Source organism: Paenibacillus polysaccharolyticus (assembly GCF_023714295.1).
GTDB classification, from domain to species: Bacteria; Bacillota; Bacilli; order Paenibacillales; family Paenibacillaceae; genus Paenibacillus; species Paenibacillus polysaccharolyticus_A.
On the sequence record NZ_JAMAUN010000001.1, the window covers coordinates 699338 to 725625 of the forward strand.

Sequence of the window (26288 nt, forward strand, 5' to 3'; positions counted from 1 at the left end):
AGATGCAAAGCCTAAGCTCCCATGGTACAATAAATCGTTCTCCTGGACTCATTCGGGCAAAATAAGAAATATGGGGTAATAATGAACATGATGATCATCAAAAGTAAACGAACAGGTCGGGTAAAAGGAGGGGGATGCGATGTCATTTGGAGCACGTGTACTTAAGACAGGTATAGCGGTCACGCTGGCATTATATCTGAGCAGTCTGTTTCTGAATCCGCAATCTCCTGTGCCTGCCGCGATTGCGGCGATATTTGCCATGCAGCCTTCCATCTATCGTTCGTGGAAGTATTTCCTCGATCAGTTACAGACGACCACGCTGGGGGCAATTGTAGCTTTGCTAGGTGGTATGGTGCTGTCCAACGAGCCTATTGCCGTGGGCTTGATTATTGTGCTGGTTATCATGATCTGTCTTAAATTAAATATGGGTGAGACGGTTGGGCTGACATTAGTCACGGTGGTATCGATAATGGAAGCTTCAGGAGATTGGCACTTTGCCCTGAATCGCTTCTTGCTAACTCTTGTGGGTATTATATCTGCCTTCCTGATTAATATCTCCGTGTTTCCTCCTAAACCGAAGGTGCAGTTTGTGAAGCAGATTCAGAGTGTGTTTAATGGCATGTCACTGTTGCTTCGTACATCCATCTCTGATGAGATCAAAGAGGTTGTTTTCCGGGAAGAGAAAAGCAATCTAGGCGGATCGATCAAGTCTCTGTCTGACAAGTATCATCTGTTTGAAGAAGAGCAGAAGAAGATGAAACGTGCCAAATTTAGCGAGACCCGTCAAATGGTCGTATACAAACAAATGCTGTTAAGTTTGCAAAAAGGATACGATGTACTGGATTCGGTAGAACGCCATTACTTTCAGGCACAGCGAACACCGGAAATGGATTTGTTTTTTGATACCCATCTTGAACGGGTTATTAAATTTCATGAGCATGCCTTGCTCAAATTCGAAGACAAACTCAAACCTAATGGTGAAGAGGCCGCAGTGTTTATAACCGAGAATGATCATTTTATGGAACAGGCCATTACCCAGTTTGATGTCGATAAAGACGGCATGTTAAGGTTATCGATCGTGGCCGCAGCGATATACGATTACGGATATCAGCTGGAACGGTTGAATCGGTTGGCAGACCATGTGCACACTTCAAGTGAAGATAAAGATTCACATGACCATATGCTGAACTGGCTAAAATGGCCCTAGATGGCAAAATAAGATACAATATAGGCAAGATAAAGCCCGGACAGTAACGTCCGGGTTGTTTGGTCTATCGGTGAAAGCAAGTGACGTGAATCGATGAGAATCGATAGGAATCAATGGGGACGAGCATAACCATTATGAATGAACAGAGGGGTAGAAATGGAGATTAAGCAGTTGGATGCAGAACTCATGGAATGGTTAAGCGGAAGCGATTTGGAGAACAAACAGCATGAAGCGATGCAGTTGCTTACCGTAACTGAAGGACAGTGGTCTCATCTGGCGATGATCAGCATGGGAGAAATTATCGCTATAAGTCCTAGTTGCCTTCGGTTGGCGCTCTGGCAAGGGACACAAACGAGTATGAATATGATGGAAACGGGTAAGGCTACGTTAATTGCAGTGCATGGACAGCGTATATTGCATATTCCTCTTGAAGTCCGTTTACTTCCCGAACTCGTGGATACGATTCACCCGCGAGATCGGTATGAGTGTAACATCCTTCATATACGGATTGATCAGGCAACGTATGCAGACATCACGTCAGGCATTACGTTTCAGCTGAAAGATCAAACGGGGGCATTGGCACGCTGGACTTCAACTATTGATGACTTGAGAATGTAGAGGGAAATGCGCATGTGGGTAATACTGTGCGACGAGGTAAACCTCCCAGATCAATGAACAAAGCGACAAGAACTCAAGTGAACATAACAAAAAACGTCTCCGCTTGCATCGGGACGTTGTCACTGGTACAATATAAAATGGTTTTCAGAAAATTAGAATTAATTAACATAAAATTAAAATGTTTACTTTCTAATAATTATACCATTGCCTTTTCGGGCTTGTCAAATGGATATTCGAAGACACAATCCGGGGAAAGAGAGGCGCATAACATATGAGTAATGAGCAACAGTGGAACCAGGAACAGGAGCGGGTGAATACCGTGACTGATCAGATTGAGCGCAAAATCGCTACACTGGAGGAAGAGGTTGGCTCCTTCCGGGATGAAGTGGTCGGGATGCGTAAGGACTTCTGGGATGAAGTAACGATGAACTTTAGTGAAGCCGACGATGTCGGGGAAACGTCAACGAGTATGCGGCAACAATCGCAAGTTTTGTCCGATCGTGAACGAAGTCATCTGAATACAGCTGCGGCTTTGGATAAAATGAAACGACTGCATCATTCACCTTATTTCGGACGAATCGATTTCAAGGAGGATGGATACCCGGACTCGGAACGTATCTATCTGGGCATTGCATCCCTTCTGGATGAGAAGGAGGAGTCCTTCCTAATCTATGATTGGCGTGCACCGATCTCCAACCTGTATTATGATGGTGCGCCTGGACAGATCTCTTACCGTACCCCAAGCGGCGAGATTAGTGGAGAGATAGAAATGAAACGTCAATTCGTCATTCGGGATGGGCGCATCCGTTTCATGTTTGATACAGGGGTAACGATCGGAGACCAGTTGCTTCAGGCTGTGCTCAGCCGAACGTCTGATGCACAGATGAAGAGCATTGTGGCAACGATACAGAAGGAACAGAACCGGATCATTCGTAATGACCGGACACGTATGCTAATTGTGCAGGGCGCAGCCGGGAGCGGCAAAACCTCTGCCGCTCTCCAGCGAGTGGCTTATCTTCTCTATAAATACCGCGAGCATCTGCAAGCGGATCAGATGGTTCTTTTTTCGCCAAACCCGATGTTTAACAGTTATGTATCTACGGTACTTCCGGAGCTTGGGGAAGAGAATATGTTGCAGACGACGTTTCAGGAGTATCTGGAACGCCGTTTGGGACGGGAATATCAGCTTGAAGATCCATTTATCCAGCTTGAATATGTGCTCACAGGATCGGAGGAACCCGGTTACGATGCGCGAATGTCCAGTATACGGTTCAAGTCCTCTGCATCATTCCTGAAGGTGATTACTCGTTATAAGGAGAGCATGTTAACTGGAGGCATGAAATTCAAGCCGGTTCGTTTTCAGGGTAAGGCGATTGTGGATGCGCAAGCGATGGCAGAAAAATTTTACAGCTACGGTTCATCTGTCAAGCTAGTTAGCCGGCTGGAACTATTACGGGATTGGTTGCTGAAGGAACTCTCGACGTTTGGTAAAGGTGAACTGGGCGCACCGTGGGTTGATCAGCAGCTTGATCTGCTGGAACCGGAAGATTTACAACGCGCATACCAGCGCTTGAAACGCAAACAAAAGGGGAAATCCCATACGTTTGATGATTTTCAGCAGGAAAGAGAGATTCTGGCGAGAATGGTGGTCAGTGACCGACTGAAGCCTTTGCGCAAATGGATCAAATCATTGCGTTTTGTGGATATCCGTCAGTTGTATGCAAACTTGTTCGAGGATCAGGCGCAGATGGTTCGTCTGCTTGACAGAGAGCCTTTGCCTGCCCACTGGGAAGAAATTTCGACCATGACACTGCGCAGATTAAAGGTTCAGGAGCTGGCTTATGAGGACATCACGCCGTACCTGTATTTGCGCGAACTGTTACTGGGATTCCGTATTAATTCGAACATCCGCCATGTCATTATTGATGAAGCGCAGGATTATTCTGCCTTCCAGCTTGCATTTATGAAGAGACTCTTTCCACATGCGAAGATTACGGCTCTGGGTGACTTTAATCAGGCTATTTATGCACATTCTTCTGTACTTAGCGGAACCGGACCATTAAGTGATCTGTACGGGCCTGAGAATACGGAGGTTATTGTGCTGACACGCAGTTATCGCTCTACGATGGAGATTGTGGAATTTACGCGCGGCATGGTTCCTGGTGGGGAGGAGATCATCCCGTTTAACCGAAATGGTGAGAAACCTAAAGTCGTCGTGACTTCTGATCCAAAGCAGCATGTGCAGCAAATTACGGCAGATCTTCATCAGCTGATGCAGGAGGGGTATGAATCCGTAGCGGTCATCTGCAAGACGGCAGAAGAAAGCCAGGAAGTTCACGCCATACTCAGTAAAAACTTGAACACAGCTCCCAAGCTGATCAAAAAAACAACGCTGGCTTTCGAACAGGGCGTTCATGTGATCCCTGCTTATTTGGCGAAAGGTGTAGAGTTCGATGCTGTTTTAATTTATAACGGCTCCGCTGATGCCTATTCCCGGGAACAGGAACGCAAGTTGTTCTATACCGCCTGTACCCGGGCAATGCATTTACTGCATGTGTACTCTTTAGGAAAACCAAGTCCATTTATCACCTCACAGTCAGAAGAGTGGTATGAGATGAAAGATATCCCTGCAACTCGTGTGGAGTAAAAAGAGCACTAATCTCCAAGCGATATGTTGGGGTGAGTACTCTTTCAAGATGAGGTCAGCCAGACATGTCCTGGTTGGCCTTTTTTTGTGTATGCTATGAAGAGAAAGTTGCTAACAATAGTGACATGCACAGACATATCTTAGTTGTTATTGATAAATAAGGTGAAACTCCTTGTGCATGTATTCAATAGATGTAATTTTTCTTTACACATGAAGCTCAGGCTCATATAATCGTAACAATCTATTTTTTTCGAGCGTTGCATGATGATGGGGAAAAAATTCATTGTATGAGTAACAAAAACCTTTAATTTTGGGAGCAGGCAACGGAACAGGGAATCTAACGAAGGAGGCAGGTAATTTGAAAACAACAGCTTTTGAGCGGCCGCTGATGGCCGATTGTGTACCGGATCTGGTCGCTACAGCCCGAGGAGATATGAAGGCAACTTTGGTGATTCGGGGCGGTACTTTGGTAAACGTGATATCCGGGGAAATCCTGCCGGATATGTCTGTAGCTGTACAAGGAGCGAGAATTGCGTATGTTGGCAGAGATGTAAGTCATACCATTGGAGAACATACCCGAATTATTGAAGCACAGGGGAAGTATATTGCTCCGGGACTGTTAGACGGTCATTGCCATATTGAGAGCACGCAGATGAAAGTATCCGAGTTCGCAAGAGCTGTCCTGCCTTCCGGTACGACAGGTGGATTCTTCGATCCGCATGAAATTTCCAATGTGCTTGGGCTTAAAGGACTGCGGCTCATGCTCGATGAAGCACGTACCACACCGATGGCAGCCTATATGCAAGTAGCATCATGTGTACCTTCCACTCACCCAGGCCTGGAGACTACAGGAGCTTATATTGGGCCGGAAGAGGTAACCGAGGCGCTCTCATGGGGACCGGATATGATTGGCCTAGGTGAAGTCATGAACTTCCCGGGAGTGGTGTACGGGGATGAGACCATGATTGGGGAGATTCAGGCGACTCTGCGCGCTGGCAAAGTGGCAGATGGGCATTTTACTTGGGCCTCGGATGACTGGCGTCTACCTGTTTATGCGGCGAGCGGTGTGACTGGAGATCATGAGTGTGTTACGAAAGAAGACGTAGTGGAGCGCTTGCGGCTTGGGATGTATGCGAAGATGCGTCAGGGTTCTGCGTGGCATGATGTCGCCGAGACGATTAAAGCATGTACGGAGCTTGGACTCGATACTCGGCGAATGATGCTGGTGACCGATGATCGAAGCTCGGAATCTTTGCTGAAAGAGGGTCACATGGACTTTGTCGTTCGACTGGCCATTTCTCAGGGCGTGAAGCCCGTTACGGCATTCCAGATGGCTACGATTAATACGGCAGAACGTTTTGGTGTAGCGCGTGATATCGGAGCGGTGATTCCGGGTAACATGGCCGATATTATTTTGTTAGACGGACGCCTTGCAGATGTACGTGTAGGCACAACAATTGCAGCCGGGCAAGTCGTAGCGGAGAATGGTAAAATGACAGCCGTGTGGGATACGTTCACTTATCCAGAGGAAGCGCTCAATACAGTGAAGCTGGAAGCAAATATCCAGCCACAGGATTTGGAATTATCTGCACCCATTATCGAGGGTACTATAGGCGCACGCGTAATCCATGTGACGGAAAATCATGTGGAAACGAAGGAGAAGCATGTGCAAGTGAATGTGCAAGGTAGTAAGGTGGTTCTGCCTGCCGCAGGTGAGGTATGTAAGATCGCCGTGCTGGAACGCCACAAACAAACGGGAAATCGCGCAGTGGCATTGGTTGGCGGGATCGGGTTCGCTTCGCCAGCAGCTATAGCCATGACGGTAGCTCATGATAGCCATAATCTGTTGATCATCGGGAATGACGATGCACTTATGGCAGAGGCCGGTAATCGTGTCATTCGTATGCAGGGTGGTGTAGCTGTTGTAACAGATGCGGGTGTAACCGAGTTTCCTCTTCGGATTGCCGGTCTGATGTCGGTGGAACCCTTCGAAGTGGTAGCGGAACAATCGGCAGCAGTCAGTGAAGCACTGCAATCGGCAGGATGTACGTTGAACAATGCGTTTATGACTTTATCGCTACTCGCGCTGGTGGTTATTCCTGAACTGCGTTTGTCTGATATCGGGCTGGTACGTATCTCTGCAGAGGGCATTGAACGAGTCTCTTTGTTTGATGAACCGAATGTGGATTAAGAAGGTAAGCACAGGTAGAGCATTAAATGAGAGTATGTCGAGTATAAAATATCAATGTTTTATTGCAAGCCGCGCCGCCTTCGGGCGGTTTTTTGTTTTTTAAAGAAGAAAACGCTTCCTAGGTCTACAGAATCGAAGTGTCAAAAGGAAATATAGACTGAAGTCGTAAGTGAAATTCTGATTTTTACATACAACATTAAATTTCGTGACTTTTGGACTATATATTCAGAACTGTGAATTCCCGAAATAAGTTATATGATTCTTTCGTCGTGAGTCTTAAAGGTGATGTTGCGTATAAAAGCAGTTTAAATTCATGGAACTTCCGTAATGATGCAAAAAATGAATCCTAAACGACATCCTTTCACCCGGATTTATACGTAAGAGCTGCCATAACTTCAAGGGAGTGTACAAATATGAAAACCAAAAAAGAATTTCGTTTTATCCTGATGATGAGTTGTCTGGTACTGTGCTTAAGTACAGCCTGTTCTAACCGAGTGGATGCGGTAGGTTCGGTAGAACCGGTGGATAGTTATGCCACAATACATGGCAAGCTGGATCGGCCAGTGAGGGGGACGTGGGTGTGGGATACGACTCAAATCCGAAACAATGCGCAGGATATTTTAAGTTTTGCGAAGGCTAACAACATTAATACGATCTATCTACAGATGAACCGGGATATTAAACTCCCGGAATATAAGAACTTTATCCGGCTCGCACGGGCTCAAAATGTTGCTGTAGATGTCATGGACGGGCGTTCCGCTTGGGGACTGACGGAAAGCCGGGAACAGATTGCTTCTTTTATGGACTGGATTGAAACGTATCAGGCACAGGCGCTGGCTAATGAGAAATTTGCAGGCATTCATCTGGACATTGAACCTCATGTGCATCCGCAGTGGAAAATTAATCAAGCCAGCGTCATTACGCAGTGGCAGGGGAATGTGAATTATATTGTAGACCGTGCTGCGCGTATGAAGATGCCTGTGGCCGCTGATCTGCCGTTTTGGCTGGACAATTACAAAATTCCGGGTTCAACGATGGCCGTAAGCAGCTGGATGATCCGCAAATTTGATTCCATTACGATTATGGCTTATCGGGATACGGCGGCCGCCATCTACAATGTAGCAAAGGATGAACTTATCGATGCGGCCTCTGTAGGTAAGAAAATATCGATTGCGGTGGAAACGAAGCAAAGCAAGGAAGGCGACTTCATTACCTTTTACGAAGAAGGAGACGCCTACATGGAAGAACAGTTGAAGCTGGTAGAGAAAATGGCGAGTGTCCACACTTCCTTTAATGGTTTTTCCGTACATGAGTATTCTTCCTGGAAGACGTTAAGAAAGTAGAGCAGATATAGGGAGCTTGTCTTGACGGAATAGGCGTTAACGTAATGAAAAGGTGCTTGCAGCTTACTTGCTGTAGGCACCTTTTATTGATCTTATGCAGCATCAACCGATCCAGGAGAGCTCTTGGTGTAAAGCTATCGTTGCGATTGTGTTTTTCCTACATTAAACGATCTGAGTCTCTGTGAACGTAGCAGGCGCAAGTGTCATGTTTTTGGAAAACATTTTACGATACTGGGACGGGGTTGTGTTCTTATGTTTCTTAAAGGTGGTAATGAAATAACTCAGATGTTCGAATCCAACATCCATAGCGATATCTACAATTTTATGATCCGTATTCTCAAGCTGTAAGCACGCCTGCTGTACCCGATAATAATTAATGTAATCGACAGGGCTTTTCTGCACCATCTGTTTGAAAAAACGACAGAAATGCCCTTCGCTCATATTGGCTTCATTCGCAAGGTCTTTCAGCTTCAGCGGTTCAGGATAACGCTTGTGAATATAACCGAGCACTGATTTTAGACGCTCCATCTTATCCGGTGTGCCCCCGTTAACTGTACTTTTGATCGCAAGTACCTTCCGCTGTTCAAACATGCGAGCAAGCATGAGATAAAGATAGGCTTTCGTGGATATCTCACAGGTGTCTGTCCCATTGGCGTGATCTGCGAAGATGCGCCTCAGGTAGGCCAGAACTTCTGAACCCCAAGCTTCATCAGCTGTGATGTGATAGGGGAGCTGTATACTTTTTCGCAAAATAGGTCCAATAAACTTCTCCTGCACCGCATCAAACGTATGACTTCCAAGCAGATCTGAATGAAACACAGCGGAAGAAAATATACAAGGCTCATCGCCCATCAGATATCCTGCATGGATTTCCCCTCGATGAATAAAAACAGCCTCGCCGGCCTTCACCTCAACCCGGTTCATGTCAATTTGAAATACAGCAGAGCCTTGCGTCACCATCGTAAACTCCATCTCATCATGCCAGTGGCAATCCAGTATGCTGTCCCCATTCAATTGCTGAATGTCGGGGTATACACTGACCGGATACATGGCGTTGCCGTGAATTCGATCTTCCCGTAAATGTTCCCGTTCCATCATGGAACCTCCTTATGCATATAAATAGATGTAATCGTTTGCAAATTATTATAGGAATTCGTCAGAATTACGTTTGAAAATATCAAAATACTGATATAAATGATCAAAATCCAAGAAGAAAATCATCATTAATATCAATATCATTATAGTATAACCGAAGGAGGTAATCCAAGATGAAATTTACCGATGGCTACTGGCAGATCCGTGATGGATATCATGTTCAAAATCCGGCGGATATTCGAGATGTTGTACAAAAGGGTGCTTCCTTTACTGTATATGCAGCAACGAAACGCATTGAGCGCAAAGGCGATACACTGAACGGAACGTTGCTCAAAGCAACCTACAGCTCCCCGATGCCTGATGTTATTCGTGTGCAATTGAACCACCATAAGGGCAAAGTTAATCCAGGTCCCGAGTTTGCACTGAACACGCTGAATACCGATGTGCAAATTGCCCAGGATGAGAACGGTGCAGAGCTGAAAAGCGGAAATCTTCGTGTAACCGTGAACAAAACAAAAGGCTGGGATATCGGCTTCCATTATAATGAAAAACGCCTGACAGGAAGCGGCTGGAGAGGCCCGGCGTACATTGAGTCGGCATCAGAAGGTACGTTCTTCAGGGAACAACTGGAGCTGGGTGTGGGCGAGTATGTCTATGGCCTTGGTGAACGATTCACCCCGTTTGTGAAAAATGGCCAGGTTGTGGATATCTGGAATGAGGATGGCGGTACAAGCAGTGAACAGGCGTACAAGAACATTCCGTTTTATCTGTCGAACAAAGGATACGGTGTATTCGTCAATCATCCTGAGAAGGTATCCTACGAGATCGCTTCCGAGAATGTATCGAAAGTGCAGTTCAGTGTGCAGGGTGAGACGCTGGAATATTTCATTATCGGCGGTGCTAATCCGAAAGAGGTGCTGGATAACTACACTAAGCTCACAGGTAAACCGGCTCTGCCGCCGGCATGGACATTTGGTTTGTGGCTGACGACTTCGTTTACGACAGATTATGATGAAGCGACCGTTAATCATTTTGTTGATGGCATGGCTGAGCGTGATCTGCCACTATCCGTATTCCATTTCGACTGCTTTTGGATGAAGGAATATCAATGGTGTGATTTTGAATGGGACAAAGATATGTTCCCTGATCCGGAAGGCATGTTGAGACGGTTGAAGGACAAGGGACTCAAAATCTGTGCGTGGATTAACCCGTATATTGCCGAGAAATCCATTCTGTTCGATGAAGGTATGGAAAAAGGTTATCTTGTCAAGACGGCCGATGGCAGTGTATGGCAGTGGGATAAATGGCAGGCGGGCATGGGGCTGGTGGACTTCACGAACCCAGAGGCAACTGCATGGTACAAAGACAAGCTGAAAGGTTTGATTGACCAGGGCGTGGACTGCTTCAAGACCGACTTTGGCGAAAGAATTCCGACCGATGTTGTGTATTATGACGGTTCCGATCCGGTGAAAATGCACAACTATTATACCTTCTTATACAACAAAGCGGTATTTGACGTACTTGAAGAAAACCTGGGTAAAAACGAAGCCGCTCTGTTTGCCCGCTCAGCAACCGTAGGTGGTCAACAATTCCCCGTACATTGGGGTGGCGATTGCTCGTCCAACTATTCGTCCATGGCAGAATCCCTGCGCGGTGGATTGTCGCTCGGTCTTTCCGGGTTTGGCTTCTGGAGCCATGACATCAGCGGTTTTGAAGCGACAGCCGAGCCTGATGTATACAAACGTTGGGTACAGTTCGGGTTACTCTCTTCACACAGCCGCCTGCACGGTAACGAATCGTATCGTGTGCCTTGGTTGTTCGATGAAGAGGCTGTCGATGTTGTGCGTGACTTTACGAAGCTGAAGCTTAGTCTGATGCCGTACCTGTTTAATTCCGCGGTAGAGTCCTCTGTACAGGGATTGCCAATGATGCGGGCGATGGTGCTGGAATATCCAGATGATCCGACTTGTGCGACACTTGACTTACAGTACATGTTCGGAGATTCTATCCTGGTTGCACCGATCTTCAACAAAGAAGGTGACGTTCGTTATTACCTGCCAGAAGGTACATGGACCAATTATCTGACAGGGGTAAAAGTTCAAGGTGGGTGCTGGATCAGTGAAAATCATGACTTCAAAACACTGCCAATGATGATCAGACCGAACAGTTTGATCGCGGTAGGTGCGATGAACAGCAAGCCGGATTACGATTTTGCGGACAACGTATCTTTGCATTTGTTTGAACTTGCCGACGGGCAGACAGCGCAAGCGGTTGTTGTAAATCAAAGTGCTGAGCGTGAGTTGCAAGTGACCGTCACACGTAACGGTTCGAAGCTGGAAGTTCGTGCTGAAGGTGCAGGCAAGCCATGGAAAATCGTGCTTCGGGGCATTGATTCCGTATCCAACGTGGATGGCGGATCACAAGAAGCTGGCGAGCAAGGCATCATCGTAACGGCATCAACAGGTGCAAGCAAACTTACAATCGAGCTGTAACATGTTAGAATAGACCATAAAGGGACGGTGCCTGAAGGCGCCGTCTGTTTGTTTATTTATACGAAATAAATGGATAGTTCCTTCAAGGAGAGAACGGAAAGAGGGAGACATACAATATGGGACACCAACACCCAGATAACCAACAACATCCAAACCAACACCCAGATCAAAAACAACATTCGGGCTTACATTGCCCAATATCAGCAGAAGTTTTGCATGCACTGGTACATCGACATTTTGGAGATCACGTTGTCGTAAAGCAGTTCGGACTGCTGCAGGGTGGTCTGTTTAATACGACGTATCGCATCCAACTGGAGCATACGGCGATTACGGACGTCATTTTGCGCCTTGCACCAGAGGGTGTACAACCACTGCAACCAACGAACAAAAATCGTAAGCCGATAACCGAGTGTGATCCTTTATTTTCGTTTGAGCGCACAATGATGGCCGCGGAACCTGTAATCTATGAGCATTACCGCGTAGCTGGCATTCCCGCACCAGAAGTGCTGGCTTGTGATGACAGCGCTCAGGATGTTCCGCGAACCTATATGTTTATGGCGTTTATCCCAAGCGTGCAGCTTGATCATGCGTCTATCGAAGAGAAAGATAAAAATCATTTGTATACCCAATTAGGCATGTACACAGCCACTATGCATCGGATCGAAGGAGCATTATTCGGTTGGCCTCAGGCGGATGGCACGATTCGCGGATCGGAGCACTGGTCTGAGGTGTTGATAGCTATCGCTGATGAAACAAGCAAAAAAGCGGCCCTAGTAGGGTTTATGCCTGGCATAGGCGAAAAGATTACGGCAATCTTCAAGCAAAATAAAGCTCTTTTTGATCAAATTAAACAACCTGTGCTTGTCCATAATGATCTATGGGCAGCAAATGTGCTCGTGCACGGTAAACAAGGGGGAATGAGCATTGCCGCTGTTATTGATGGAGATCGCTCGATGTTCGCCGATCGGGAATACGAGGCCATCCTCAACACGGATTCTGCCGCATTTCACGCAGGTTACGGTCGTTCCCTTGAATCCTCACCAGAAGGGCAAGCACGCCGGCTTGCATATCGTCTATTGTCGTCTTACTTTAACGCCTACGTTCATCTGCATCAGGTAGACCAACCGGAAGATGGCCGAATATTTGAGGAGCGTACGTTGGATTTATTGGAAAAGTGGAAGATCGAACAATTCCGCTAATGGAACCTATCCATTTTGACATATGTTGAATAATCACCTCCAGATTAACCAACAATAACGCTGTTGTGTGTAGAATCTGCGAAGGTGGTTAGGGTATGTCTGATAAAAAGTGGGACCTCGTCGCACTTGCTTCTATCCCTGTCATTATGACATTGGGAAACTCCATGCTTATACCGATTTTGCCACAGATTGAACGGGAATTGAAGGTATCTTCATTCAAGGTCAGTATGCTAATTACGGTATATGCGGTAGTGGCCATTCTGCTGATTCCGCTAGCAGGATATTTATCGGATCGATTCGGCAGGAAGGCCGTTATTATTCCCAGTCTTGTCATTGCAGCAGCCGGAGGTGCTGTTGCAGGGGTTGCTGCTTGGTTCATGAGCGGTAATATCGCCTATTGGACGATTCTTGGGGGAAGGTTTTTACAGGGAGTGGGTGCAGCAGGCGCTTTTCCGATTGTCATCCCTCTTGTGGGGGACATGTTCAAGAATGAAGATGAGGTGAGCAAAAGTCTGGGCATCATCGAAACCTCCAACACCTTTGGCAAAGTGCTTAGTCCGATTCTAGGTGCGGCGCTGGCAGTATGGTTGTGGTATTCGCCGTTTCTGGCGATTCCTGTGCTTTGTCTTATTTCGCTAATTCTCGTCATATTTTTAGTGAAAACACCGAAGAGGAAAGAAAAACCGCCTACATTCTCGCAATTTGTTGCTTCCGTTCGTGACGTTCTCAAAGAAAAGGGACGCTGGCTGTACGCTTTGTTTGCCATCGGTGGAATTTGTATGTTTCTTATTTTTGGCGTCCTCTATTATCTTTCTGAGACGCTGGAGAGTGAGTTTGCACTCAAAGGTGTAGTCAAAGGGCTAGTTTTGGCTATTCCGCTGGCATCGTTATGTCTCGCTTCGTTTTTGGCAGGCAAGTGGATCGGGAAAAATAAATCACGCATGAAATGGCTCGGTTTTTCCGGACTAGCCTTGGTAACCGTATCACTGGGGATCATCGGCATGTTCGATAATATTTACGTTGTGGTGGGATTATTCACCCTAGGGAGTGCGGGGATCGGTGCTGCACTGCCATGTCTCGACACGTTGATTACAGAAGGTGTGGACAAAAAGCAACGTGGAACGATTACAGCCCTGTTTAGCAGTATGCGTTTTATCGGCGTATCGCTCGGCCCACCCGTTGTTTCTTTGTTGCTTGGTTCTCATCATTTTTTGCTTTTTGGTATTCTGGCTGCGTCAGGTGCTGTCGGAGGTCTGCTCACATTACTGGCGGTTAAACCAGAGAAAAAAGGCGAGCCTACTTCTGGCAGTGATGAGAAGCAAGATGATCAGGAGAAGCAGGACGAAGAAGAAAAGCACGGTAATAAAGAGAAGCAAGACGGTCAAGACAAGTTACGCAAAAGGCGTGTGCAAGAAAGTGAAACCGACCAAGGATACAGACCTTCGCCACTTCGCCGCAAAAAAAGTCCTTACTGACGGGTGGATGGAATACTCCCTTACGTTAAAGGGAAACCTGAAAACGCGTTTACGTCTCAGAAAGCAGCGTAGCTGCTTGCCAGATGTAAACGCGTTTTTTGTACTGACATCATCACAAGTGACGTTGTCAGTGTAGTTCTTTTTATGAACACCTGTGTTTCAGGTGAAGCTTCCAAGAAATACACATTGTAGAATCCAGCCTAATGAACTGTTAGTTCCTTTTATCAGGCTCTGCTTGTACATGATCCGTATCATGTGAAGCAGCACTATCCGTTGCCGTAATATGCGTATGGGATAACAGCGGATGTGTTTCAATCTGGAAGCTGCCACTTCGTTTACCCTGAATCAGATAGATCAGCAGGAACAATACCATAAATAAAACGGAGTAACGATACATTTCCGTATAACTTGTCAAGGAAGCGATAGCACCGAGCAGAAGCGCACCCGTAGCAATGCCAAAATCAAGTGTGTTCAAAAACATCCCGTTCGCCATCCCTCTCTGAGCAGGGGAGACGACCTGAATCATCCAGGTCTGTATGGATGATTGCATCGAGCCATATCCAATACCATAGATAAAAGCAGCCACAAACAGGATGGGCATCGTCGTTGCCCAGGAAAGCGTGACAAGTCCAAGCGCGATACATATTGCCCCAGGAATCAGTAAAGCTTTAGGACCTTTATTGTCGTAGATGCGACCGGCAAACGGTCTGACCATTAGAACAGCCAGTGCATTAAACAGGAAGAACAGCGCTGGATTAGCAAGATGAGCTTCTTTGCCATACAAAACGATAAACCCAACTAATCCCCCGTAGGTAATAGATAACAAACCGTTCAGTACACTTGGCAGGATCAGCTTCCGGTTAAAGGGCGCCTTTGCTTTGGAACCCGGTTTGGCTCCTGAAACAGTTGCAACATCGCGAGCTAATTGCTCATGTTGTGATGGCAGCGTCGCAGTAACCAGTGGCGCCTTTGTCTGGTTTGCTTTCTTCCGTGTCAGGCTGTAACTGAGTGGATAGATCACAGCGATCACTCCGGCAGTGCTGAGCATAAGGGTGACAAATCCAGCTCCTTGTAGCAAAGTGACGCCGATAATCGGCCCCATGGACATCGCAAGACTGGTGGACAATCCAAAGTAACCCATGCCTTCGCCCATTCGTTTGACGGGTACAATATCAGATGCCATGGTCGGAAATGCAGTACTGCTGAGCCCGAATCCAACACCGAACACCATACGGAGCAAAAGCAGAACAGCGATACCCGCAGCAAAATAATAGCCAAGCGTGGCAAGCAGGGCTACAGATAAGCCAATATAGATCATCGCATTACGGAACCCCTTTTCCAGCGCTTTCGCAGAATAGAGTCGTGCCGCAATAGCGCTTAATGCAAACAGGCAGGTGAATAGGCTGACTTGGAATGCATTGGCATGGAATCGATCCTGTACATACGAAGGTAATGGTGAAACGATCATGTGCAGTTGCAGGAATAATAGAAAATTACATAACATAAGTAAAATAAAATCGGTCGTCCATAATCGGACAGGTGCAGATTGGTCTTTCATGGTGACACATTCCCCCTGAGTTGTGATAGTTACAGATTGCGATTAATGAGGGAAAGAGTATGTTTAAATGCTTCCATCTGGTCATCGGGTATACCTTCAGCAAGTTTTTTATTCATTTCTCTTTCGATTGGGACAAGAACATCGATTAATGCTTTACCTTCTTTGGTAGGGTACAAAAGATACGCTCTCCGATCCTGGTCGCTCGTGCGGCGCTCGACCCAGCCTTTTTTCTCCAGTAAATCGATGATCCGTGCGGTGGTAGGCTGGTCTTTGAACACATACCCTGCCATTTCTTTCTGGTTCACGCCTTCTTTGCGCACCACATTAAAAAGAACAGAGAATTGCTCTGTAGTAATATCGTAGGGTTTGAATTGTGCGGCTAGAAGAGCAGCCGTTTTGCGGTGGGTGAGTCCGAGCATGAATCCAACAGATTGCTCCAAAGAATAATCCATGAATGGATGAACCTCGCTTCCGTAGAAAATATCTCTAAAATTCATATAGTTGTTATAACAACTATATGTGGAACAAGTACTTTTGTCAAAGGCAATTGTTGCGCCACAGGAGCAGAGCATAACGATGCAAAGCGTAAAAAATCCTGCTAGAATAAGGATGAAACGGCTTCCAAAGTAATAAAAAATTTGTTATGTAAGGAGCGTTTAATGATGCTGAAAAATATTCCTGCGATCCTTCCGCCTGAACTCCTCAAACTCATGTCCGAAATGGGACATGGGGATGAACTTGTGCTAACGGATGCGAACTTCCCTGCGGCCAGCCATGCTGAACGTATAGTACGCTGTGATGGCATGGGCACTGTGCAGCTATTGGAAGCTATATTACAGCTACTTCCGCTAGACACCTATGTAGAGCGGCCAGCCGCTGTCATGCAGGTGGTTAAAGGTGATCCGGTTATTCCGATCATCTGGGAAGAGTATCGGCGGTTAATTGAGGAATACGAGGATATGAGGGATGCACTCGAATACGAGGATCGTTTTGATTTTTATGATCGTGCCACCAAAGCATATGTCATTGTTGCAACGGGGGAACGTGCTCAATACGCGAACCTCATTTTGAAAAAGGGCGTTATTTTTCCGGAGCCAGAACCCGCTCAAGAGCGGATGAATTCAGAAACCTATTAAAATTATATCGTTATGGCGACGGAGCTGACGAGGCTTTCGTCGCTTTTTTACGATTGCCTGATCGGAGCCAGTAGACGGCAACATATACAATGGGCATGGATTCCACAAGCAGGGTGAAAGCCGGTATGGCGTAGGAGCGGATTGCAAGCTCGTAGGCAGCTGCATCTCGGGCATATTGCATCACAATGACGGCAGCCGTCCCAGCAATAACAAACGTGAGGGACTTGTGTTGCCGTACGCCGCTGATGCTGGATAGACAAACCGAGGAGACGTATAACAGAAAAGAGCTGCGTGTAAACATCGTTGTTGACCAGATGGCGATCAGAACAGGATCAAGATTGTCCAGAAAATCACCGTATCGTGCAAAACGAACCAATTCCAGTAAAGGGTACCTCAGACTCGCTGCCACATAAGGACCGAAATTCATCAGGATAAAGACCCAGAAGAACAGAATGAAGATGACAACAGTACACCCTGCCCACACCATGCTTGTAAACATGGGACGCCTGAATGCGACAGCAGGAGCGAGGAATAGAAACAGCATCCATTCAGAGAACCACGGCATAGTGGAGATAGAACCCATAAAAATTTCGGACCAGTCATGATGAGTTGCCATAGCTATCAAGATTTCCGGGTTACCTCCGCCTCCCACAGAGGGCATTAACAAGGATGAGGTGAGAAGCTGAACCAGAAATATGCCCTCAGATATAAAAACGATCGCTACCAGTCCTGAACGTGCTGTCAAACAAATACACAGAAGGGTAATGGAGGACGTTAGCCAGATCGGTGTCTGGGGCAAGTACATCGATTGCAAAAAGATAATGAAGTTCTCCACATCAATGGAGAGCAGATACAGACATAACAGCGCGATTAAACTGGTGAAAAAACGATGTATCATTTTGCCGACCACTTCTTCACCATAGGAGAGCCAAGCTCGGTCAGGGTAGAGCGAGCCCAAACGATACGTGAACATCAGAAGGATCAAACTAATAAGGAACCCACCAATGGTTGAAATCCAGCCTTGATATCCGCTCATTTTGAACAATCGCTGCAGAAGAAAAGCCACAGGCTCGGAGTACAGGTACACAAACATAAAACGGTATGCCTGTCCGGAGGTAAGGTGATTCACGGCTGTTTCCCCTTTCTTTATAACATGAGATGGTCAACCCATCCGAATAACAGCAACAGTACCTGATTGGGATTGGGCCAGGTCGGCCAAATCAATGCCAGTGTGTTCCAAGCGAGGAACAGCGTAAGTACGGCAAAATAGGATCGTTTTATGGATTTTTTACTCGTTTTAACAGCAGGCCAATCCAGTAAATATAGGCCCGCGAAGAGCAAGACAGCAAACACAAGATCAAACCTCCTTGAAAGAGCCCAGACAGCTGTACATTTTAGATTCTAGAAACTGGACTCTGAGCCGACAAACTGGATGTCGACAGCGGTATGCACATCAAACTGCAGTTCATTCTTAACATACTGGTTCCAGACAGGACGAAGTTTTTTCCAAGTTGCAGGATGTCTCCATTCAAGCCGATATCCGAGCGAAAGGATATCCGCCCCATGACGCTTCGCCTTATGCAACGCAGAAGTTAGGTATGCAGTAATCTGTTCATCGACGGCTTGTTCGATATCCTTAACACTGAGGACATCCTTTACTTTTAATACGGGAATCACGGAGATCAATTCAGCCTTCCCTGTAAGATGAATGGTGAAAAAAGGCTCGCCATTCCGGAGCTCAGCTTGTATCTTGGACTTCATATCAAACAGTGACATACTGGCCTTTTGTTTGCGTGTACGCACGGATAGTGTCAATGTATCCAGTTTCTCTGAAGCCCAGGCCACCCCGCGAGCTTCTTGCTCTGTCAGCGTATCAACCATATGCATCTGTCTGAAAACAGCCCCGCCAATCTGGCTGACCCATTTTCTACTTTCGCCTTCCTCGCTCGCCATAGGTTTCTTCTGGGATTCCAACATGGATGCGGCGAATCCTTGATTCATTTTGTCAGCGGCTAGGATGTTCAGCATCTGTGTCTTTAACAAATTTTCCTCGGTGGAAAACTCACGTAACACATCGCTGGGGGTTTCCTCAAAAACAGGTGTCAAATCGGAGATGTCTTTCGCTTTACCTTGGGCAACCATGGCGTAACTGCTTAGGTGGAAGAGCGGTTGTCGTGAAATCCAGGCCATCGTATCGTCAATCCCCCCGCGCGCATAATCTTGTCCAAAGACAATTACACGAGTATGTCCCCATGAAATTTTCCGCGTTAAATCCGTCTGAATTTTCTCGATGGCATCGGCAATGGTAGGTGCAGTCGCGGAAACCGATGCATAAGGAGCTTTACCTGTTCCGCTTCCTTCGGGAGACAGACGATTGGGGAGGGGCATGCTTAGCGTGACCTCGATCTCCCCTGGATTGTCTGTGGTATCAACAAACAGAGTGGTTATAAAGGTGCGTTCATTAATTTCTACTTTGGACCAGCACCCGGTGCAGACGATGCAAAACATGCAGATTAGTCCAAGTTTTAGTGACCACTGCTGGATATTCGTATCTTTCGTAGCTCTGATATTTCTCATGTCGTATCCTGCCGTGGTTCATTATCCGGTGTGTACGCCTGGGTTCTTTTTTTCATGCCGAACCAAGGGACGCGAATAAATGTATCTTTGAGATCTCGCAAGACGAAAGGAGCAAAGGGCTGCATATAGGGAACGCCGAACGAGCGAAGACTCACCATGTACCAGTAGATCAGGTAGACAGAGATGACCACCCCGAACAAACCAAGGGTACCGCCCATAAGCAACACTGGAAAACGCAGTAACCTGAAAGCTAGCCCGAGCTCGAAATGCGGAATGATAAACGAGGCGATGCCCGTAATCGAAACGATAATGACTAGAGGTGCAGAGACAATGCCCGCCTGAACAGCGGCCTGTCCCACCACGATTCCGCCAATAATGGACACCGTTTGCCCCAGTGGCTTTGGAATACGTATTCCGGCCTCCCGCAGCCCTTCAAACGTAATTTCCATCAGAAGTGCTTCAACCAGCGCCGGGAACGGGATATTCTCTCTAGCCGATGCAATGGTAATTAACAAGTTGGTGGGGATGATCTCCGGATGAAAAGTCGTGACCGCCACATAGGCTGAGGGTAGCAAGAAAGCGACGATGGCAAACAATAAACGAATCAGCCGAATAAACGTAGCGGAATGAAACCGCTGATAATAGTCCTCGGATGATTGCATCAGAGAGAAGAACGTAACCGGAATAAGCAGGGAGAAGGGAGTACCATCTTGCATTACAGCGATCCGTCCTTCAACCAAAGCGGCCGCAACCGAGTCGGGCCGTTCCGTATATTGATATTGTGGAAAAGGAGAGAGCGGATGATCTTCAAGGAATTCAGAGAGGTAACTCACGCCCAGACTACTATCCATGTTGATTTCACCTAGACTCGTCAATACATTTTCCAAAATATCAGGTTTGCACAGTCCTTGAATGTAGATTACATATACTTCAGTTTTTGTATATTTTCCGATGCTGAATTGAATCATCTTGAGATCAGGGTGTTTGATCTTGTGACGTAACAGCGACATGTTGACTTGGATATCTTCGATAAAAGCTTCTTGCGGGCCAACGACAACGACTTCATTGGTGGATTCGGGAACAGAACGTTTTTGATAACTAGGTATAGAAAAAACAAGCATGCTTGACATGCCTTCCAGCCACAGTGCAACATTCCCGGAAACAAGGTCATTCACAACAAGTTCCGCAGTATCCGCGAGCCTATTTTCAATTGAAAAAAAAGTCCCGCTTACGATCTGGCCGATTAAGTCGGAGTCGACCTCGGTTCGTACAGCCGCTTCAAGCAATGGTTTGACAATCGCTTCCCGTAGGACCTGGTTATCAATAATGGATTGAATGTAGAGCACGTTACAGGAAACGGGCCCAATCTGAAGTGGCTGGTACATCATATCGGATACACCGATAAGTCTGGACTGTACTTGCAAGAGCATGTTTTCTTTCATAGAGCTTTCCTCCTGACTGCAAGATGAAACAGCATCTGTCAGTGAACAACGATCACTATAGTTTGCAACAATTGGGTAGAAATATACTTTATGCCTGGCATGTTTCGGGAAAGGGGACATAAATGCAAACTTTACTCCTGTTGATGAATGGGGGAAAGGTATGATTTCTTTTACAATGAACTTAAGGAAGATTTGATTCGATGGATGTGTATCGTAAGCAAATGAATGAAGTGAAAGAGGGGAAAAAAGTACGTGGAAAATACAAAGAGAATGACAATTAAAATTAGACAAGCGACTTTAAATGATATTTCGGAAGTATCGAGGCTTTTTAATGAGTACCGCATATTTTATGGTCAACATTCGGATCTAGAGGCAGCGACCTTTTTCATTAAAGAACGAATGAGTAAGCAAGAATCAATGATTTTTGTTGCTGAGTGTAACGAAGGGAGAGAAGAAGGTTCAGTCGCAGACACAGTCATGGGTTTGGTACAGATTTATCCCAGTTATAGTTCCGTCTCGATGGGACCGATCTGGATTCTCAACGACCTGTTCGTGGACTCAACATATCGGCAGCAGGGGATAGCCCGAAAGCTGATGCAGGCCGTGATGAAGCAAGCGAAGAAACAGCAGATTCTTCGTATTGTACTTTCTACGGCGATCAGCAATCGGCAGGCACAAGCATTATATGAATCCGAAGGATATACACAGGATCAGAGCTTCATGTATTATGAATGTAACGTCGAGCGTGAACATGAATCCTGATTAAAATGCTATAGATCATCTGGTATTGTCGGGATGAGGAGGGATAACCAGATATGATGCAGTGGATTGCGATGATTACGATGTTGATAGATCATATCGGAGCTGTGTTTTTTCCACATGTGGTTGAACTGAGAATCATCGGTCGTATTGCTTTTCCAATCTATGCCTTTGCCGTATTTATCGGCTACAAGCATACACGTAATGTTCAGAAATACATATGGCGGTTATTCTGGATTGCAGTAATTTCCCAAGTTCCGTTTATGGCTGCGTTTAATCATTTTTCACTGAATGTGGTTTGGACCCTGTGGTCGGCACTGCTTGTTCTGCTGGCCCTAGATAAGCTTCCTTCGAAGCTGATTAGTATCCCGATTGCGATCGGGGCGGGATGGGTAATGGAATGGTCACATATGGATTATGGTATGTATGGCCTGCTTCTCGTGCTGTTATTCCGTTATTTCAAAGGGCCGGTGCTGCTTATGGCACATGTTATATTAAATGCCCTTTACCTGATGCTGCACCATAGTTTTCTGCAGATGTACAGCATACTGGCAACGCTGGGGATTGCTATTGCACAGTACTACCAGTCAGGTTTCCGTTTGAAAGGACCCCGGTGGATCTGGCGTTATTTCTATCCGGCTCATCTTGCGATCATTGCAATAATCCGCTGGCTATAGTTTTTGTGATGCAAAGATAGCGTATAAAGGGGAACGTTATGATGACGGGCTAGCCATTTTTGACTCATCTTTATGCAAAAAAGCCACTTATCGCCGTAACACGATAAAGTGGCTTTTGCTTTATTAATTTCTATAGATATCGTTATCCAACATATCGTTTAATCTGCAACCGTTGTTGTACCGTAATTCGGACGGATCGCTGCGGGGAAATAACCGATCTGAACTGCATAGTCCAGCATGGTATGAATGAAACGCTCATCGGTCTTGGCGCAGAAGATTCCAGCTGGTTCAACGTAAGCCGTTGTTACCGGCGATGCATACGCATATGCTGAATCCTTCGCACCGTCACCTTCCAACTGAGCGATCGCAAGTTGCAGAGCTTCCGGCTCTTTGGCAATGGTTGTATCAAACAGCCAGTGTTGATAGTCTTCAAACGGCATCGTTTCGACATCGTAACCTGCACGCTTCACGGCTTCTACCAAGGCATCATACCGGATCGGCTCCGGATTACAGATGTGGAACACACGTCCAGCCGTATCCTGACGTAAGGCCAGATGTACGATTGCTTCGCTGGCATAATTGATCGGGGTAAAGTCCATCAGCCAGTCCGCGGCAGGCGCTTTGCCCAGCAATAACATTGCTTTGATCATGCGGTAGATCGCGTTGCTATCGATATTGGTCTGAAAACGACCCGTACGAGAATCACATGTCAGGTTGCCTGCACGGTAGATACTGACTGGCACGCCTTCTTCTGCGGCGGTCATGAGTACTTTCTCCGCTTCGAGCTTACTGTCGGAGTAAACGTTGTCCACATGTAAATCTTCCGGGAAACGGTCATATTGCAATGTCGATTCCCATTGTCCACTGAGGGCCAGATCTTCGGGTATGCCCATCGTTGATATGTGATGGAACGAAGCCCCTTTTTTGTTACGTATCAGGTCTAACAGAGCAACTGTGCCTTCGACATTGGTTTTAGCGAACTGCGTCGCCTCCCCGAAATGACGAACATCAGCCGCGCAGTGAATGATACGGTCAATCCTTGACTCAAGCAACGATTGTTGCTCAGCGTCAAGACCCAGGCTCTTTTCCTCCAAATTCCCCTCAACAATCACAACACGATCTTCAAGCTGGTCAGCAAGTTGTTTGCCGAAATAACCTTGCATCACTTTGCTTAAACGTGCCATTGCTGTCGTGCCATCGCTTGGGCGACGAACAAGCGCGTAGATCCGTGCCGAAGACGTCACAATTAACTGTTGCAGTACATGTGAGCCCAGATAACCGGTTGCACCCGTCAATAGCACATGCTCAGGCTGAAGAATGTTCGGATATCCAAGCTGTGTAGACAGTTCCACCGGATGTTCGGAAAGTTGCGTGATGATGCCATTTGCAGTGGATGTCCGTTTCGCTGGTTCACGTTGCTCCGTTAAAAGTATGGCTCGGCGAGCAAGAGCACGAATTGTTTTTTCTGCAAAGAAATCAGCGATTTTCAGCTGCGGATAATGTGGTTTCAGAAGAACCAGTACATGGATGACTCGCAGGGAGTCGCCACCAATACTGAAGAAACTGTCTTCGACACCAAATTCTTCGTGTTGTAAAATCTCCTTCCAAGCATGGAAGAGTATAGATTCCGTTTCTGTCTCAGGCATCACGCGGTCTGGCTGATCGGTATGACGTTCAGCATGTGGCATGGACATCATGGCCTTGCGGTTGATTTTCCCTGTTGGTGCAATAGGCATCTCATCCAGCTGGCAAATCCATTTGGGTACGAAGTACGATGGTAGTTTCTCTGAAAGTGTTGCTTTGATATCCGTTACGGAAAGGGTGCTTCCATCTTTGGACGTAAAGTAACCCACGAGCATGTTTTGGCCGTCCGCTTCCTTCTTTGCAATAACGGCAACATCCTGGATCTGTTCCAGTCTGGCCAGATGATCTTCGATTTCACCGATTTCGATTCGGTGACCCCGAATTTTCAGCTGAGAGTCACTGCGTCCCACATATTCCAGTAATCCGGTATCCAGCATTTTGGCAATATCACCGGACTTGTAGATTTTCTCACCAATCGCAAACGGATTATCAATAAAGGATTGCTCTGTGCGCTCCGGCAGGTTCAAATACCCTTTGGCCAGTGCAGGAGTTGCGATATACACTTCTCCTGGTACGCCTACAGGGCATAGCTGGTGCTCTTCGTTGACAATGTATACTTTGTAATTATGAATAGGTCTGCCAATCGGAATATTAACAACGTGTCCCGGGACCTGTTCACTAATCCGGTGTGTCGTGGTGGCCACGGTGCATTCTGTTGGCCCATATACATTAACGATGTCAATCTGATTGCCAAATTTGCGTTGGAAAGCCCGAACCTGCTCCCCGTAGAGAGCTTCCCCAGCTACGGTGATGATACGCACTTTTTCCAGTTTGTGAAAGCCTTCATCTGACAGATAAGAGGCCAGTTGATTAAAGAAAATCGTTGGCAATATCGTAATAATGGTCGTCCCTGTTCTTTGGATTGCACTTGCAAACTCTTCAATAGATACTCGCTCTTCCGCCGATAACAGATAAAGCTCGGCTCCATAGAACAGAGCACCGATCGTATCCCATACGGATGCATCGAAGCTGTATGTGGCAAACTGCGTTAATACATCGCCAGGTTGAATGTCGCAGTCACGCTGTACAACACTGCCCAGATTGGTGACACCCCGATGAGCGATCAGTGCGCCTTTCGGTCTGCCAGTAGAGCCTGAAGTATAGATGACGTAAGCGAGATCATCAGGTTTGATATCCAGGTTCGGATTGCTGGCAGCAAATCCTGCAAGTCGTCCGTCCACGGAAAGAATGTGACGTACCGTAGAAATGCCGGAAAACAATGCTTTAGCTTGATCGAACGAGGCTTCTGTTGTCAGTACAAACGGAGAAGCCGTATCTTCGACAATGTAACTGTTCCGTTCTTGCGGATGTTCAGGATCAATCGGCACGTAGGCGCCGCCTGCTTTAAGAACACCGAGCAACGAGATAATCGTATCCAGGCTGCGATCCATAAAAATACTGACAAATTCACCTTGCTTTAATCCGTTGGATATTAACACGCGAGCAACCTGATTCGCGCGTTCATTTAATTCCCGGTACGTATAACTCGCTGAAAGTGAGGTAATCGCCGGAGAATTCGGGTATGCCGCAGCGACGGCTTCAAACCAGCCATGGATGGTCGGATGCGCTGGCTCAAGTACCGCGGTGTCATTCATTTCCCGATAGAGCAATCGGTCTGAAGCAGTCAGTATGTCTACTGCACCGATTGCTTTGTGATCATCACGCAAGAGAGCGAGAAGTAATGTTTGAAAATACTCCGCATATCGCAATATCGTTGATTCTTGTAACAACGAACGGTCATAAAACAGATCGAGAATCATCTCGTTCTGATCATAACGAACGTTCCAATTCATCACCTGAGGTGCCTGAGGCAATTGAACGCTGTTTAACATAAACATCGTCTCAGGATATCCTCCGGTCTGTTGTGTATAAGGAATCTGAAGTTGCTTCGTAATCTGTTCGAATAATTCACTGAAAGTTGTCTTGCCTTGAATCTCTAATGAAAGATAAGAAGCTGCCTGATCCGGAGCTAGTACGCCAATCGCAAGCTCCTCTTCAGCAGACAATCGGAATAACAAGGCTGCATAAGCTGAAAGGAATGCAGGGTACACCATCTGTTCCCCAAACTTCTGTTTAAGTTCACGACTCAATGACGCTTTCAATGTAATATGAGTAGACTCATAAGAGAATGTTTGCTGGCGACGTCCATAATCCAACGGAATCTGAAGAACAGGTAAGCCAGATTCCACGGAGTGGGAGAAAGATTGGTTTTCAATCACTTCAGGTAT

Annotated in this window: 19 protein-coding genes; 11 read left to right on the top strand and 8 right to left on the bottom strand. The window is 46.5% G+C overall.

Annotation, left to right across the window (positions count from 1 at the left end; translation table 11 throughout):
• Positions 1-139 precede the first annotated feature (139 nt).
• The 5 genes from M3629_RS03255 (at position 140) to M3629_RS03275 (ending at position 8006) form a co-directional block, all read left to right on the top strand.
• Entirely contained in the window at positions 140-1207 is a 1068-nt protein-coding gene (locus M3629_RS03255; protein ID WP_251502863.1) for an FUSC family protein, read from the top strand.
• Between the two features lie 156 nt (positions 1208-1363).
• Complete coding sequence (locus tag M3629_RS03260; protein ID WP_251502864.1) at positions 1364-1825, top strand: pyridoxamine 5'-phosphate oxidase family protein; 462 nt, start codon at positions 1364-1366, stop codon at positions 1823-1825.
• Between the two features lie 271 nt (positions 1826-2096).
• The gene (helD, locus tag M3629_RS03265) at positions 2097-4472 is read left to right on the top strand and encodes an RNA polymerase recycling motor HelD (protein ID WP_251502865.1); all 2376 of its coding nucleotides are present in this window, start codon (positions 2097-2099) and stop codon (positions 4470-4472) included.
• A gap of 388 nt (positions 4473-4860) precedes the next feature.
• Positions 4861-6663 (top strand): adenine deaminase, encoded by a 1803-nt coding sequence (locus tag M3629_RS03270; protein ID WP_251504510.1) that lies wholly within the window; start codon positions 4861-4863, stop codon positions 6661-6663.
• 413 nt (positions 6664-7076) lie between these two features.
• Positions 7077-8006 carry a hypothetical protein gene (locus M3629_RS03275; protein WP_251502866.1) on the top strand — a complete coding sequence of 310 codons (930 nt, stop codon included), beginning with the start codon at positions 7077-7079 and terminating at the stop codon, positions 8004-8006.
• 162 nt (positions 8007-8168) lie between these two features.
• Here the strand turns inward: M3629_RS03275 and M3629_RS03280 are convergent, their stop codons facing one another.
• The gene (locus M3629_RS03280; RefSeq protein WP_353056717.1) at positions 8169-9104 is read right to left on the bottom strand and encodes an AraC family transcriptional regulator; all 936 of its coding nucleotides are present in this window, start codon (positions 9102-9104) and stop codon (positions 8169-8171) included.
• Between the two features lie 170 nt (positions 9105-9274).
• Here M3629_RS03280 and yicI point away from each other — a divergent pair, with 170 nt between their 5' ends.
• The 3 genes from yicI to M3629_RS03295 all read left to right on the top strand — a co-directional run bounded on the left by yicI (position 9275) and on the right by M3629_RS03295 (position 14267).
• Positions 9275-11593, top strand: coding sequence for an alpha-xylosidase (yicI, locus tag M3629_RS03285; protein WP_251502867.1), 2319 nt, complete (start codon positions 9275-9277; stop codon positions 11591-11593).
• A 116-nt stretch (positions 11594-11709) separates the two neighbouring features.
• Positions 11710-12792, top strand: coding sequence for a phosphotransferase family protein (locus M3629_RS03290; protein WP_251502868.1), 1083 nt, complete (start codon positions 11710-11712; stop codon positions 12790-12792).
• 95 nt (positions 12793-12887) lie between these two features.
• Complete coding sequence (locus tag M3629_RS03295) at positions 12888-14267, top strand: MFS transporter (RefSeq protein WP_251502869.1); 1380 nt, start codon at positions 12888-12890, stop codon at positions 14265-14267.
• A gap of 211 nt (positions 14268-14478) precedes the next feature.
• On the opposite strand, the gene M3629_RS03300 is transcribed toward M3629_RS03295, so the two are convergent.
• Positions 14479-15825 (bottom strand): MFS transporter, encoded by a 1347-nt coding sequence (locus M3629_RS03300; RefSeq protein WP_251502870.1) that lies wholly within the window; start codon positions 15823-15825, stop codon positions 14479-14481.
• A 29-nt stretch (positions 15826-15854) separates the two neighbouring features.
• Positions 15855-16277: a MarR family winged helix-turn-helix transcriptional regulator gene (locus M3629_RS03305; protein ID WP_145329600.1), complete on the bottom strand. Its 423-nt coding sequence runs from the start codon at positions 16275-16277 to the stop codon at positions 15855-15857.
• A 210-nt stretch (positions 16278-16487) separates the two neighbouring features.
• Between M3629_RS03305 and M3629_RS03310 the strand changes: the two genes are divergently transcribed.
• Positions 16488-16961: an RbsD/FucU family protein gene (locus tag M3629_RS03310; RefSeq protein ID WP_251504518.1), complete on the top strand. Its 474-nt coding sequence runs from the start codon at positions 16488-16490 to the stop codon at positions 16959-16961.
• Positions 16962-16971: 10 nt separating this feature from the next.
• Here M3629_RS03310 and M3629_RS03315 read toward each other — a convergent pair whose 3' ends face one another.
• From M3629_RS03315 to M3629_RS03330, 4 genes are read right to left on the bottom strand one after another with little or no spacing between them, the layout of a single operon-like run.
• On the bottom strand, positions 16972-18090 hold the full coding sequence (locus M3629_RS03315; protein WP_251502871.1) for a GerAB/ArcD/ProY family transporter: 1119 nt from the start codon (positions 18088-18090) through the stop codon (positions 16972-16974).
• A gap of 17 nt (positions 18091-18107) precedes the next feature.
• Positions 18108-18314 (bottom strand): hypothetical protein, encoded by a 207-nt coding sequence (locus M3629_RS03320; protein ID WP_090924428.1) that lies wholly within the window; start codon positions 18312-18314, stop codon positions 18108-18110.
• Positions 18315-18362: 48 nt separating this feature from the next.
• On the bottom strand, positions 18363-19538 hold the full coding sequence (locus M3629_RS03325) for a Ger(x)C family spore germination protein (RefSeq protein ID WP_251502872.1): 1176 nt from the start codon (positions 19536-19538) through the stop codon (positions 18363-18365).
• On the bottom strand, positions 19535-20980 hold the full coding sequence (locus M3629_RS03330; protein ID WP_251502873.1) for a spore germination protein: 1446 nt from the start codon (positions 20978-20980) through the stop codon (positions 19535-19537). The genes M3629_RS03325 and M3629_RS03330 overlap by 4 nt, the downstream gene beginning before the upstream one ends.
• A gap of 252 nt (positions 20981-21232) precedes the next feature.
• On the opposite strand from M3629_RS03330, the gene M3629_RS03335 reads away from it, so the two are divergent.
• Both M3629_RS03335 and M3629_RS03340 read left to right on the top strand, forming a co-directional pair.
• Positions 21233-21742, top strand: a complete 510-nt coding sequence (locus M3629_RS03335) for a GNAT family N-acetyltransferase (protein ID WP_251502874.1) — start codon at positions 21233-21235, stop codon at positions 21740-21742.
• A gap of 53 nt (positions 21743-21795) precedes the next feature.
• A complete protein-coding gene (locus M3629_RS03340) occupies positions 21796-22416 on the top strand; it encodes a TraX family protein (protein WP_251502875.1) in 621 nt (206 codons plus the stop codon).
• 158 nt (positions 22417-22574) lie between these two features.
• On the opposite strand, the gene M3629_RS03345 is transcribed toward M3629_RS03340, so the two are convergent.
• The gene (locus M3629_RS03345) at positions 22575-26279 is read right to left on the bottom strand and encodes an amino acid adenylation domain-containing protein (protein ID WP_251502876.1); all 3705 of its coding nucleotides are present in this window, start codon (positions 26277-26279) and stop codon (positions 22575-22577) included.
• Positions 26280-26288 lie beyond the last annotated feature (9 nt).